The organism is Lysobacter sp. OAE881 (assembly GCF_040546665.1).
Classification (GTDB): Bacteria; Pseudomonadota; Gammaproteobacteria; order Xanthomonadales; family Xanthomonadaceae; genus Lysobacter_J; species Lysobacter_J soli.
In genome coordinates, this window is the sequence record NZ_JBEPOG010000001.1 from 1,219,987 (window position 1) to 1,233,135 (window position 13,149).

A 13,149-nucleotide genomic window follows, 5' to 3' on the forward strand; every position below is an offset into this window, starting at 1 on the left:
AACGCCATGCCTCGCATCAAGACCGCCCTCGCCATCGGGGCCCATCCCGACGACCTCGAACTCGGGTGCGGCGCCACGCTCGCCAAGCTCGTGGCCAGTGGCGCACACGTTCGCGCACTGGTTCTGACGGACGGCGAACGTGGCGGCGGCGATCTGCACGATCGCTGCGCCGAGACGCGCTCGGCGCTGCAGCTGCTGGGCGTGACCGACGTCGTGCAGGCGCGGCTGCCCGATACGTCGCTGTCGAGCGAGCTGCCGGCGCTCATCGCGCTGATCGAGGCGCAGTGCGCCGAACTCCTGCCGGACCGCGTGTTCACGATGTTCCGCGACGACCGGCACCAGGACCATCGCGCCGTCTACGAAGCGTCGATCGTCGCGTGCCGGTCGGTGCGGCAGGTCTTCGGTTACGAGACGCCGAGTTCGTCGCCGCATTTCGCCCCGGTCATCTTCGAGGACGTGGCGCCTTACATCGATACCAAGGTCGAAGCGCTGCGCCTGCATTCCAGCCAGCGGCATCGCGCGTACATGCAGGAGGACCAGATCCGCTGCAACGCGCAGTTCCGCGGCCACCAGGTCGGCCTGAACGCGAGCGAAGGCTTCATTCCCTACAAGCTGGTGCTGTGACGCCATGGAACTCCTGTTTGCCCTCATGTGCGTGGTCGCACTCGGCTACTTCGTCCTCGGACTGCGCCACAAGCCCAGCAGCAACCTCGCTTCGGTGGACGCGATCATCCCGGCCTACAACGAAGCGCCGTGCCTGGAAGCGTCGCTCGTCCAGCTGCTGCGCAATCCGTACATCCGACGTGTCATCTGCGTGAACGACGGTTCCACCGACGACACCGCGGGCGTGCTCGCACGCATGGCGCGGACGTGGCCCGACCGCCTCGTCGCGATCAACCAGGCGAACACGGGCAAGGGCGGGGCGCTGATGAACGGCCTGCGCCACGCGACCGCCCACCAGGTCTTCCTGACCGACGCGGACACCCGTGTGCCGCACGACCGCAACGGCCTGGGGTACATGCTGGCCGAGATCGAGCGCGGTGCGGACGCCGTCGGCGGCATTCCGTCGACCAACCTCGATGGCGCGCGCCTGCTTCCGTACATCCGTGCGACGGTGAAGCTGCCGATGATCGCGATCAAGCGGACGTTCCAGCAGATCGTCGGCGGCGCGCCCTTCATCATTTCCGGCGCCTGCGGGATGTTCAGGACCGACGTGCTGCTGAAGCACGGCTTCTCCGACCGCACCAAGGTCGAGGACCTGGACCTGACCTGGACGCTCGTCGCGCACGGCTACAAGGTGCGGCAGGCCAACCGCTGCATCGTGTATCCGCAGGAGTGCAACACGCTGCGCGAGGAATGGCGTCGTTGGCGTCGCTGGATCGCCGGTTTCGCCGTGTGCATGCGACTTCACCGTCGCCTGCTGCTGAGCCGGTTCGGCCTGGTGAGCATGACGCCGATGTTCGGCCTGGTCGTGCTGGGCATCGCCGTCTACGCCGCGACCTGGATTCGTGCGTACCTCGAACACGGCGGCGTCGGCATCGCGATGGCGGTCTTTCCGCTGGCGTGGGTCGCCGTGGTGAGCGTGCTGGGGGCGATCAGCGCCTGGCACCACCGCAAGCTCCGACTGGTTCCGATGGCGTCGCTGGCCGTCTTCTATGTCTTCCTGGCGTACGCCATCTGGATCGTGCACGGCCTGGCCGCGTTCTTCACCGGACGCGAGCCGACGCGCGACAAGCCGACGCGGTATGCCCATGTGGTGGAATGAGATCGCGTCGCAGGCGACGAGCCTGTCCGACCTGCGTCCCTACATCGACGCCAATGCGCTGGTCGCGCCGACCGCGATGCTGGTGGGGAACGTGTCGATCGGCGCCGGCACGCGCATCTGCCACGGCGCGTATATCAAAGGCCCGGTCGAGATCGGTCGCGACTGCCTCATCGGCAACAACGCGATGATCCGCGGCGCCACCAGCATCGGCGATGGCGTGCGCATCGGCTTCGCCGCCGAGCTGAAGAACGCGATCGTGGAAGACGGCGTGGCGATCGGCCCGCAGTGCTTCGTCGCCGACAGCAAGGTCGAGCGCGGTTGCTACCTCGGCGCGCAGGTCCGCACCAGCAACCATCGCCTCGACGGGCGGACGGTGTGCGTCCGCATCGGCGATACGAGCCTCGACACCGGCATGGAAAAGCTCGGCTGCCTCATCGGCGCGCGCTCGTCGCTTGGCGTGCAGGTCATCGTGCTGCCGGGCCGCGTGATCGCGCCGGATTCGCTCTTCGCACCGCGCGTCATCGTCGAAAGAAACCTGCCGGGCGGGCGCTACCGCATCCGGCAGGCATTGGAATCGTTCTAGACCAGGAGTCGTTGTTTCATGATCCGCAAAGCCCTTGCTTCCCTGTCGCTGTGCACGGCGTGCGTCGCCCATGCCGGCGACCACAAGATGACCGTGACCGGCAGTTACGCCGATTACACCGAAGGTGCGGGCAGCCGCGCCCTGCTGGGCGTGGAGTCGTCCACGCGCTTCGGCGACAACACACTGCTGGTGAACCTCGCCGGCGGCTCGCGCAGCTTCGGCAACGGGGATTCGTTCGACGGTGACAGCCTGGGCGTCACGTTCTACCGCGACTGGAGCGACAAGATTTCGACGCGAACCAGCGCGAGCGTCTCGAGCGACGACCCGGTCTTCGTGAACCGGCTGTTCGACCAGGACCTCACGTGGCGCGGGCTGAAGAACGCCACGTTCACCGGCGGCGCGCGGTACGCCGAGTACGACGACGGCCATCACTCGACCGCGCTGTATGCCGGCGCCGCGTACTACCTCAAGCGCCTGACCATCCGCTACCGCTACACGCACTACGATCTGTCCGACGTCGGCGACGGCCACGCCAACCTGCTGTCGCTGCGTTTCATGGACGCAGCCGGGCGCGGCCACACGCAGTTGTGGTTCGGCGAAGGCACGTCGATCCAGGACTACGACTGGGCGCCAGTCGCGCTGCCGGGCGAGTTCCAGTCGGTGGCATTGCGTCGCGTGCAGCCGCTGGGCGAGGCGTGGGACGTGAACCTCGGGCTGGAGCGCTCCTGGCACCAGCTGCCCACTTACGACTACCAGGGCACGACGGTCACGCTGGGCCTCGCGCGGAACTGGTAAGCCCGCAGCATCTACGCCGACGCCATGCGTTGCACGGCGTCGGTGAAATCCCGCGCGAAGCCAGCCATGTCGAACAGGCCGCTCTCGCGACGACGCTGCGCGAGCTGCGCACGCAGGGCCTGCAACGACGCCGGATCGCGGCCGAGCGCGACGGCCCGCGCGATGAAGGCCTCGTCGCTGTCGACGTTCATCGCGTCCAGGCCGAGATGGTGGTTCAGGCTTCCGGCGACGCGCGCGGCGAACGTCGCGCCCGGCCGCGTCAGCACCGGGCAGCCGGCCCACAGTGCATCGGATGCGGTGGTGTGCGCGTTGTACGGTTCGGTGTCGAGGAACAGGTCCGCGTGCTGCAGACGCGCCATGTACGCGGCGTGCGGCTGCTTCGGCATGAACACCAGGCGCTGCGGATCCACGCCGCTGGACTGGGCGGCCGCACGCAGGCGCACATCCGCGTTTCCCGGACCCGACAGCAGCCACAGCACGCTGCCGGGTACCTCGCGCAACACGGCGAACGCACGCGACATGCTGCGGGGATTGAGCTTGTAGCTGTTGTTGAAGCAGCAGAACACGACCGCGTCCTCGGGCAGCCCGCACTCGGCTCGCGTGGGCGGCGGCAGGATGGCGCGCGTCGTGTCCGACGGCTGGAAGCAGCGCGGCAGTCGCACGACGCGTTCGCTGAAATCGCGCTCGATGCCGTCCGGCAGCACGAATGCATCGGCCAGCACGAAGTCGATCCACGGCGCGCCGGACGTGCCGGGATAGGCGAGCCAGTTCGCCTGCACGCGCGCCGGACGCATCGCGAGCACTTCCGGCGTGCCGCCGCCACCCCAGCCGCGCAGGTCGAACAGCACGTCGATGCCGGCGTCGCGTACGCGCTGAGCCACCCGCGCATGCGCCTGCTGCGCGACGTCGTGCAGCGCGTGCGCTGCGGCCTGCAGGCGCGCGCGGATCGGGCTGCCATCGTCGGCATTCAGTGCGAACAGGTGAACGTCCAGTTCGTCGAGTTCGCGCAGCTGCTCGAACAGCGCGGCGGTCAGCAGTCCGGTGGGATGCGCGCCGAATCCGTTCGATAGGAAACCCACGCGAAGGCGCTCGTGCGTGCGCGGCGGCACGGGCGGCATCGGGCGTATCTGGCGGGCGAGCATGCCGGCGCGAAGGCGCGCGCAACGCAGTTGTTCGGCGGCGCTGGCGTCCTCGCTCAGGAAGGCGAACGGCTCGACCGACGCCGTGCCGTCATTCACCGCGGCACGCACCTGCGCGGTCAGCGCGTCGAGATCGCGCCAGTCGCACAGCTTGCGCCGCCACGCCAGCAGGTACGCGGCAATCTGCGGCTCCTGCGGCGCAAGCGCATGCGCGCGGGCATACGCGTCGGACGCGGCTTCGGCTTCGCCGACGTCCTCCAGCACATGGCCGAGCCACACCGCGATGCCGGGATGGTCGGGCGCATTCGCCGCGGCGGCGCGTAGGCTTTCGGCAGCGTCGCTCTTGCGACCGAGCATCCACTGCGCGCGGCCGAGGCGCGCAAGCGCTTCCGGATGCCCGGGACGCAGCGTGAGCGCGCGTCGCGCCGCGGCTTCGCCGGCCGCCGCGTCGCCACGATCGAGTTCGTGTTCGGCCAGCACGATCCACGCGAAGCCGTCGCCCGGATTGCGCTCCAGTGCGCGGCGCAGCTCGATGCGCGGATCGACGGCGTGGTTCATGCGTTCGAATGCGCCGTGAAGGACAGCGAGTACCACTGCGTGTCCGCTTCCTCCCAGCCCGCGCCGCGGTAGAGCGAACGGGCGGTGGCGTTGTCGCGCGTGGTTTCCAGCGCGATGCCGACCGCGCCGTCGTTTCGGGCGAACGAGGCCGCGGTGTCGAGCAGGGCGCGGCCCGCGCCGCTGCGACGCGCGCCGGCATCGACGTAGAGATCGTTGAGGATCCACAGTCGCCCAGTTCGCACGGACGAGAACATCGGATAGAGCTGCGTGAAGCCGACCGCGCGGCCTTCGTCGGTGGCGAGCAGGATCACCGACTCGTCCGCGCGAAGTCGTGCTTCGAGGAACCCGCGACCACGCGCTTCATCGGACGGCTGTTCGTAGAAACGACGGTAGGCGTCGAACAGCGGTACGACGGCGTCCAGGTCGTCCAGCGTGGCGCGCGTGATCGCGAGGGGCATGGGGCGGGTCCGTGCTCGGGGGTTTCGCGATTGTAGTCAACGCGTGAGGGTGCGCCTGGCGTCGATCGTATCGGTGCACGGTTTCGGGTTTGCCCTCACCCCAACCGTCTCCCGCAGGCGGGAGAGAGGCTGAAGCAGGATCAGCTTTCCTGCGTCAGCCGCGCCAGTTCGTCTGCCTGGTGCTCGTGCTGGAGGCGCGCGACGAGTTCGTCCAGGTCGCCCTGGATCACGTTGGGCAGGTCGTACAGCGTCAGGCCTTCGACGCGATGGTCGGTGATGCGGCCCTGCGGGAAGTTGTAGGTGCGGATGCGCTGGCTGCGGTCACCACTGCCGACCTGCAGCTTGCGCATCGAGGCCTGCGCCGCCGCGGCCTTCGCCGCCTGCGCTTCGGCCAGGATCGCGGTCAGGCGCTTCATCGCCTTGTCGCGGTTGGCGTGCTGGCTGCGTTCGGTCTGGCTTTCGACCACGACACCGCTGGGCACGTGCGTGATGCGGATCGCCGATTCGGTCTTGTTGACGTGCTGGCCGCCCGCGCCGCTCGAGCGGAACGTGTCGACCTTGAGGTCGGCGGGATTGACCTCGATCGGCTCGCCTTCGGGTTCCAGCGGGATGATCGCCACCGTGGCGGCCGAGGTGTGGATGCGGCCCTGCGATTCGGTTTCCGGCACGCGCTGCACGCGATGCGTGCCCGATTCGAATTTCAGCTTCGAATACGCGCCGCGGCCTTCCACGCGCGCGATGACTTCCTTGAAGCCGCCGTGTTCGCCCGGGCTGCCCGACTCGATCTCGACCTTCCAGCCCTGCCGTTCCGCATAGCGCGCGTACATGCGGAACAGGTCGCCGGCGAAGATCGCCGCTTCGTCGCCGCCGGTGCCGGCGCGCACTTCCAGGTACAGGTCGCCTTCGTCTCGCGGGTCCTTCGGGATCAGGTGCGCAAGCAGTTCGGCGTCGAGGCGCTCAAGGCGTTCCTGCGCCGCGGCGATTTCGTCCTGCGCGAGTTCGGCGAGCTCCGGGTCGTCGCGCATTGCCTGCGCAGCGGCCAGGTCGTCCTTCGCCTGTGCTTCGGCCTTCAGCGCGTTCGCCACCGGTTCGAGCTGGGCGAACTCGCGCGAGAAGCGGCGGAAGCGGTCCGCATCGCCGATGACGCCGGGATCGGACAGCAGGCGTTCGAGTTCGTCGCGGCGTTCGGCGAGGGCTTCTAGTTTGCGGCGCAGGCTGGGTGTCATGGGTGAAGACCGGTGCGAGGAACGAGAGGCGGGCGAAGCGGACGCGGTTGTGCGTCGCTAGGCCTCGCGCTTGTCGTGTCCTTCGACCGGACTTTCGTTGCGCGCGATGTCGCCCTCGGCGAAGAGCTTTTCCGCCGCGCGCGCCAGTTCCGCGTTGCCGGTGAGCGCCGCCTCGCGCAGGGCGATCGTCGGCGCGTGCAGCAGGCGGTTGGTCAGCGTGTGCGCGAGGTAGTTCAGCACTTCGGCCGGATCCTGGCCGGCGGCGAGCTGCTGCTGTGCGCGCGAGAGCACGTCGGCCTTCGCCGCCTCGCCGTGCGCGCGCAGGCGCTTGAGCGGCTCGGTGCGCGTGCTGGCGACCATCGTTTCGGTGAAGCGCGCAACCTGCAACTCGACGATCGCCTCGGCTTCCGTCGCGGCTTCGCGGCGGCTGCGGCGGTTGTCCTCGATGGCGCGTTCCAGGTCGTCGACCGTGTAGAGGAACACGTCTTTCAGCTCGGCCACGTCGGGCGCGATATCGCGCGGCACGGCGAGGTCGAGCAGCAGCATCGGCCGGTGCTTGCGCGTGGCGAGCGCGGCGGCGACGTGCGGACGCTGCAGGATCGGGTCGCGGCTGGCGGTGGCGGAAATCACCACGTCGGCCTCGCCCAGGTGTTTGTCGATCTCGCTCAGCGGCAGCGCGAAACCGCCGTGGCGGCTGGCCAGTTCCTGCGCGTGGGCGAGGGTGCGGTTGGCGACGAGCAGCCGCTTGGCGCGCGCCTGCACGAGGTGGCGCGCGGCCAGCTCGATGGTCTCGCCGGCGCCGATCATCAGCACCGTGGAGTCTTCCAGCCGGGCGAAGGATTCCTGCGCCAGGCGCACCGCCGCGGAAGCGACCGACACCGGATTGGCGCCGATGCGCGTGTCGGTGCGCGCGCGCTTGGCGGTGGTGAAGGCGTGCTGGAACAGGCGGTCGAGCTGGCTACCCAGTGTCCCGGCGTGGCGCGCGGTCGCCCAGGCGTCCTTCACCTGGCCGAGGATCTGCGGCTCGCCCAGGACCAGCGAATCGAGCCCGGTCGCGACGCGGAACAGATGCCGCACCGCATCGGCGTCGCGATGCCGGTAGAGGTAGGCGTGCAGATCGCCGATGTCGTCCGGATGCGTGGCGAGCCAGTCGGCCAGCGCCTGGCCGTCGTCGTTCGAAACAGCGTAAAGCTCGGTCCGGTTGCAGGTGGAGAGCAGGGCGACTTCCTGCACCTGCGGGAGCGTCTTCAGGGCATCCAGCGCGGCCGGCACCGTCTCGGCCGAAAACGCCACGCGCTCGCGCAGGCTGACCGGCGCGGTCTGGTGATTGATGCCTAGTACGAACAAACTCATTGACGCCGGACCTTCGTTCAGGTGCTTGCGATAAGCTGCTGGCTACCCGGAGGCCGATATTCTACCGGCCCCGTTCCGTCCCGGCTTCCATCAGGCCCGTTCGAATGCCCGCTGCCTCGCGCACGCTCTGTTTCGCCCTTGTCGCCGCCCTCGTCTTCACGCCGCTGCTCGCGGCCGAGAAGGCGTCACCCACCTCTCCGGACGATCCCACCAGCGCCTCGCTCGAAGCCCTGCTGGCGGGCGAGTTCGCGCTGCAGTCCGGCCGCCTGGACGACGCGGCGCAGGCCTACCTGGACGCCGCGCGGCAGGCCGACGATGTGGCCCTGGCCGAGCGCGCGACCCGCATCGCATTGCTCGCCAAGGACGACAAGCGCGCCGCGCAGGCGCTGGACCTGTGGCGCAAGCAGGGCGGGGAAGGGTTGAACCTGGCCGCCGCCGAAGCCGTGTTGGCCATCCGCCGCGGCAACGAGCGCGAGGCCCGCAAGCACCTCACCGAACTGCTGCAGACCCCGGGCGACGCCGGCTGGCGGCAGGCGCTGGGCGTGCTGTCCGGTGGTGCGCGCGATCCGAAGCAGGCGGCGCGCCTGCTCGACAAGCTCGTCGACAGCGGCCGCATCCCGAACAAGCTGCAGGCGTGGCTGGCGTTCGGTGGCCTCGCGCAGGCGCTGGAGCAGCCGGAGCTCGTGGAGCGCATCGTGGCCGAGGTCGTGGAGCGCTTCCCGGGCGAGGCGCGCGTGGGCCTGCTTCGTGCGAGCCAGCTGCGCGAGAACGGCAAGACCGACGAGGCCCGCAAGCTGCTCGAGTCGCTTGCCGCACAGGCCGGCGACGACGCCGAGCTGCGTCGTGCGATCGCCGACGAATACCACCGCATGGCCGATTACGCCGCCGCCGAGGCCGTGCTGGCGAAGGGCCCGCAGGACGACCAGAGCTACTCGCTGCGCGCGGCGCTGCTCGCCCAGGCCGAAGACAAGACCTCGCTCGCGCGTCTGTACGACGAACTGCGTGCGCGCTCAAGCGATCCGGATCCGCAGCGCCGTCTGTTGCTCGGCCAGATCGCCGAATTCCTCGAGCGTTACGACGAGGCGCTGGCGTGGTATCGCGGAGTTCCCGGCGGCGGCCAGCGCTGGTCCGCACGCTTGCGCGCGGCGAACGTGCTTCACGAACTCAAGCGCGGCGACGAAGCCTACAAGTCGCTGCGCGAACTGCAGTCCGATGCTTCGGCCGACGACGAAGCGCGCCGCGACGCCTATCTGCTGGAAGCCTCGCTGCGCTCCAAGGACGACGATGCTACCGGCGAAATGGAAGCCTTCGCGCGCGGGTTGGCGGCGTTCCCGGACGATCCGGAAATCCTCTACGCGCGCGGCCTGAGCTGGGAGCGGCGCGACGACATCCCGCGCGCCGAGGCCGACCTTCGCAAGATCCTCGTCGCCGAGCCCGACAACGTCGCCGCGCTCAACGCGCTGGGTTACACGCTGGCCGATCGCACGACGCGCTACCAGGAAGCGCTGCAGCTGATCGAGCGCGCGCGCACCGCCGAACCGGACAACGCCGCGATCATCGACAGCTACGGCTGGGTGCTCTACCGCATGGGCCGCAAGGAAGAGGCGCTGGTCGAACTGCGTCGCGCGCTGACCTTGCAGAAGGATGCGGAAATCGCCTCGCACGTGGGCGAGGTGCTGTGGTCGCTGGGTCGCAAGGACGAGGCGCGCAAGTACTTCGAACAAGCCCGCAAGATCGATCCCGACAACCGCTCGCTCAAGCGCGCGCTGGAGAAGACCGGCGCATGAGGCTTCGCAACCTTTTCGCGCCGCTGGTGGCGGCGGTGCTGCTCGCCGGTTGCGTCTCGCAGCCGACCCGTGTGCCGTCCGTGCCCGTCGACGAGGCTCAGGCGCGCGCGCAGGACGAGCGTCGTGCGGCGCTCACCGAGTGGTCGCTGTCGGGGCGCATTGCGGTGTCGAACGGAAAGCAGGGCGGGAGCGGGCGCATCGACTGGCAGCAGTCGGGCGATCGCTACGCCGTGTCGCTCAGCGCGCCGGTTACCCGCCAGAGCTGGCGCCTGAGCGGCGACGACAGCGGCGGCCGACTGGAGGGCATCGAGGGTGGTCCGCGCGAAGGCGCCGACATCGAGGCGCTGCTTCGCGAGACCACCGGCTGGAACATCCCCGTGCGTGCGCTGGCCGACTGGGTTCGCGGCGTGGGCGCCGACCCGAGCCGTTTCGGCGAAGCCCGGATCGTCTACGGCGAAGGCAATCGTCCGGTCCGGCTGGCGCAGGCCGGCTGGGTCATCGACTACGCGCAGTGGCAGCCGGATGCGGCTGCCGCGCCGGGGCCGGTCCTCCCGGCCCGCCTGACCGCGACGCAGGGCGACGCCAAGGTTCGGCTGATCGTCGACGAGTGGAAGCCGGGCGCCTCGCCATGAGCGACGCCGATCAGGCGGCAGCGTGGACCTCCTGGCCCGCGCCCGCCAAGCTGAACCTGTTCCTGCGGATCACCGGCCGCCGCGACGACGGCTACCACCTGCTCCAGACGGTGTTCCGCATCCTGGAGTGGGGCGATTCGGTTCGACTTCGCATGCGGGACGACGGGCAAATCCGGCGGCATGGGCCTTCAGTGCCCGGCGTCGATCAGGCCGACGATTTGACGGTCCGTGCAGCGAAGATGCTGCAATCGGCGTCCAAGTGCGCGCAAGGAGCCGACATCATCGTCGATAAGCGTATTCCGGCCGGCGGCGGCTTCGGCGGCGGCTCGTCGGACGCGGCGACCGTGCTGGTGGGCCTGAACGCGCTCTGGCGCACGGGCTTGGATGTAGATCGACTCGCCGAGCTCGGCCTGAGGCTGGGCGCCGACGTGCCAGTCTTCGTGCGCGGTGAGAATGCGTGGGCTGAGGGGGTGGGGGAGGAGCTTTCTCCGGTCGACCTGCCGCCCGCGTGGTACCTGCTCGCGAACCCAGGCGTCCATGCGCCCACGGCGACTTTGTTCAAATCCCCTGAATTGACGCGTGATGCCCCGCCCGCGACAATGTCGGACTTCGTTTCGGGTGTGCCGCTCGGGAATGCGTTCGAGCCGGTGTTGCGCGCGCGCGAACCAGCCGTCGAGGCTGTTTTCGCTGCGCTGTCGCAGGTCGGTTCGCCGCGCCTGACTGGTTCCGGCAGTGGGTGTTTCGTCGAATTCGCAACGCGCGAGTCCGCCGAGGCGGCGCTGGCCGCATTGCCGACCGGGCTTCGCGCCTGGGTGGCGGACGGGGCGCAAGCCTCGCCGCTGCACCGTGCACTGGCGGACTGGACGAAGCAGGCAATACCGGCGCCCTGACGGGCTCCACTGCAGGGGCGTCGCCAAGTGGCCCAAGGCACCGGGTTTTGATCCCGGCATTCGTAGGTTCGAATCCTACCGCCCCTGCCAACTCCATCGAAGAACATCCAGCTTGAGGATCGGGCATTCGGGATTGGGGATTCGCTTCACACGGCCGAATCCCCAATCCCGAATCCTTGATCCCCGACCGGCCAGACCATGCAGAACGACCGCAACCTGCTGATTTTCAGCGGCAACGCCAACCGCCCGCTCGCCGATTCGGTGTGCAAGGAGCTCGGTATCCGTCTGGGCAAGGCGCTGGTCGGCCGTTTCTCCGACGGCGAAGTGCAGGTGGAGATCGAGGAGAACGTGCGTCGCCAGGAAGTGTTCGTCATCCAGCCGACGAACGCCCCGACGGCGGAGAATTTCATGGAGCTGCTGGTGCTGGTGGACGCGCTCAAGCGCGCCTCGGCCGCCAGCGTGACCGCGGTGGTGCCGTACTTCGGCTACGCCCGCCAGGATCGCCGCCCGCGTTCCTCGCGCGTGCCGATCACGGCCAAGGTCGCGGCGAAGATGTTCAGCGCGGTCGGAACCGACCGTGTGCTGACCGTGGATCTGCATGCCGACCAGATCCAGGGCTTCTTCGACATCCCGGTCGACAACGTGTACGCCTCGCCGCTGCTGCTCGCCGACATCTGGCGCGCGCACGGTACGGAGAACATGGTGGTGGTCTCGCCCGACGTCGGCGGCGTGGTGCGCGCGCGAGCGATCGCCAAGCGCCTGGACGACGCGGACCTGGCGATCATCGACAAGCGCCGTCCGCGCGCCAACGTCGCCACGGTGATGAACATCATCGGTGACGTCGCCGGCAAGACCTGCGTGCTCGTCGACGACATCGTCGACACCGCCGGCACGCTGTGCGCCGCGGCGAACGCGCTCAAGGCGCAGGGCGCGACGAAGGTGGTTGCGTACTGCACGCACCCGGTGCTGTCGGGTGCGGCGATGGACAACGTGACCAGGTCGCAGCTCGACGAGCTGGTGGTCACCGACACCATCAAGCTGTCCGACGCGGCGCGGGCCTGCGGCAAGATCCGCCAGCTCAGCGTCGCCGAGCTGCTGGCCGAGACGATCCGACGCGTCGCGTTCGGCGAGTCGGTCAGTTCGCTGTACGTGGATTGAAGTTTTCCGGGGACGGTTTCCGGCCCTGGTCCAAGGCTCTTCTGGTCGCGGAAGAGTCACATCGCCGCCGCGAGGCGGCATAACGCAGTAGAAGTGAGTAAACGAAAATGTCCGAACATACCCTCAAGGCCACTGGCCGCAAGGTTGAAGGGAAGGGTGCGAGCCGCCGCCTTCGCCACGCCGCCAGCATCCCGGCCATCGTCTACGGCGGCAAGTCCGAGCCGAAGGCGATCCAGCTCGATCACGAGAAGATCTGGCTGGCCCAGCAGAACGAGTGGTTCTACTCGTCGATCCTGAACCTCGACATCGACGGCACCACCGAAGCCGTGCTCCTGCGCGACATCCAGCGCCATCCGTTCAAGCAGATCATCATGCACCTGGACTTCCAGCGCGTTGATCTGAACGCCGCGCTGAAGGCGTCGGTGCCGCTGCACTTCATCGGCCAGGAAGGTTCGCCGGCCGGCAAGTCGGCCGACGTGGTCATCACGCACGAGCTCAACGAAGTCACCGTCAGCTGCCTGCCGCGCGACCTGCCGGAGTTCATCGAGATCGACCTGTCGAACCTGAAGGTCGGCGACATCGTCCACCTGTCGGACGTCAAGCTGCCGAAGGGTGTCGAGCTGCCGGAACTGAAGCTGGGCAAGGAACACGACGTCGCCGTCGTGATCGCCAAGCACGGTCGCGTCGAGGCGGAAGAGACCGCCGAGGCTCCGTCGGCCGAAGTGCCGGCGACCAAGGCCGCCAAGAAGGACGAGAAGTAATCGCGTCCCGACGACCTGCCCGCGCGAGCGGGCAGGTTGCGGCG

General features: G+C 68.8%; 13 protein-coding genes and 1 tRNA gene. 10 read left to right on the top strand and 4 right to left on the bottom strand.

Annotation, left to right across the window (positions count from 1 at the left end; translation table 11 throughout):
- The first annotated feature begins 6 nt into the window (after nt 1-6).
- From ABIE51_RS05670 to ABIE51_RS05685, 4 genes are read left to right on the top strand one after another with little or no spacing between them, the layout of a single operon-like run.
- The gene (locus ABIE51_RS05670) at nt 7-624 is read left to right on the top strand and encodes a PIG-L deacetylase family protein (RefSeq protein ID WP_192632534.1); all 618 of its coding nucleotides are present in this window, start codon (nt 7-9) and stop codon (nt 622-624) included.
- A gap of 4 nt (nt 625-628) precedes the next feature.
- Complete coding sequence (locus ABIE51_RS05675) at nt 629-1,765, top strand: glycosyltransferase family 2 protein (RefSeq protein ID WP_192632535.1); 1,137 nt, start codon at nt 629-631, stop codon at nt 1,763-1,765.
- Nucleotides 1,752-2,348, top strand: coding sequence for a DapH/DapD/GlmU-related protein (locus tag ABIE51_RS05680; RefSeq protein ID WP_192632536.1), 597 nt, complete (start codon nt 1,752-1,754; stop codon nt 2,346-2,348). The genes ABIE51_RS05675 and ABIE51_RS05680 overlap by 14 nt, the downstream gene beginning before the upstream one ends.
- Before the next feature lie 18 nt (nt 2,349-2,366).
- Nucleotides 2,367-3,143: a YaiO family outer membrane beta-barrel protein gene (locus tag ABIE51_RS05685; protein WP_192632537.1), complete on the top strand. Its 777-nt coding sequence runs from the start codon at nt 2,367-2,369 to the stop codon at nt 3,141-3,143.
- Between the two features lie 11 nt (nt 3,144-3,154).
- On the opposite strand, the gene ABIE51_RS05690 is transcribed toward ABIE51_RS05685, so the two are convergent.
- The 4 genes from ABIE51_RS05690 to hemA form a co-directional block, all read right to left on the bottom strand.
- Complete coding sequence (locus ABIE51_RS05690) at nt 3,155-4,840, bottom strand: O-linked N-acetylglucosamine transferase, SPINDLY family protein (RefSeq protein WP_192632538.1); 1,686 nt, start codon at nt 4,838-4,840, stop codon at nt 3,155-3,157.
- Nucleotides 4,837-5,298 (bottom strand): GNAT family N-acetyltransferase, encoded by a 462-nt coding sequence (locus ABIE51_RS05695; RefSeq protein ID WP_192632539.1) that lies wholly within the window; start codon nt 5,296-5,298, stop codon nt 4,837-4,839. The genes ABIE51_RS05690 and ABIE51_RS05695 overlap by 4 nt, the downstream gene beginning before the upstream one ends.
- 140 nt (nt 5,299-5,438) lie before the next feature.
- Entirely contained in the window at nt 5,439-6,524 is a 1,086-nt protein-coding gene (prfA, locus tag ABIE51_RS05700) for a peptide chain release factor 1 (protein WP_192632540.1), read from the bottom strand.
- 57 nt (nt 6,525-6,581) lie between these two features.
- Nucleotides 6,582-7,877, bottom strand: coding sequence for a glutamyl-tRNA reductase (gene hemA / locus ABIE51_RS05705; protein ID WP_192632541.1), 1,296 nt, complete (start codon nt 7,875-7,877; stop codon nt 6,582-6,584).
- A 104-nt stretch (nt 7,878-7,981) separates the two neighbouring features.
- Between hemA and ABIE51_RS05710 the strand changes: the two genes are divergently transcribed.
- From ABIE51_RS05710 to ABIE51_RS05735, 6 genes are all read left to right on the top strand, one after another.
- Nucleotides 7,982-9,664: a tetratricopeptide repeat protein gene (locus tag ABIE51_RS05710; protein ID WP_192632542.1), complete on the top strand. Its 1,683-nt coding sequence runs from the start codon at nt 7,982-7,984 to the stop codon at nt 9,662-9,664.
- Complete coding sequence (gene lolB / locus ABIE51_RS05715; RefSeq protein ID WP_157029545.1) at nt 9,661-10,296, top strand: lipoprotein insertase outer membrane protein LolB; 636 nt, start codon at nt 9,661-9,663, stop codon at nt 10,294-10,296. Before ABIE51_RS05710 ends, lolB begins: the two co-directional genes overlap by 4 nt.
- Nucleotides 10,293-11,186, top strand: coding sequence for a 4-(cytidine 5'-diphospho)-2-C-methyl-D-erythritol kinase (ispE, locus tag ABIE51_RS05720; protein ID WP_192632543.1), 894 nt, complete (start codon nt 10,293-10,295; stop codon nt 11,184-11,186). Before lolB ends, ispE begins: the two co-directional genes overlap by 4 nt.
- Before the next feature lie 13 nt (nt 11,187-11,199).
- Nucleotides 11,200-11,276 (top strand) — tRNA-Gln (locus ABIE51_RS05725).
- A 108-nt stretch (nt 11,277-11,384) separates the two neighbouring features.
- Nucleotides 11,385-12,344, top strand: coding sequence for a ribose-phosphate diphosphokinase (locus ABIE51_RS05730; RefSeq protein WP_115843905.1), 960 nt, complete (start codon nt 11,385-11,387; stop codon nt 12,342-12,344).
- 107 nt (nt 12,345-12,451) lie between these two features.
- Nucleotides 12,452-13,105 carry a 50S ribosomal protein L25/general stress protein Ctc gene (locus tag ABIE51_RS05735; protein WP_115843903.1) on the top strand — a complete coding sequence of 218 codons (654 nt, stop codon included), beginning with the start codon at nt 12,452-12,454 and terminating at the stop codon, nt 13,103-13,105.
- Nucleotides 13,106-13,149 lie beyond the last annotated feature (44 nt).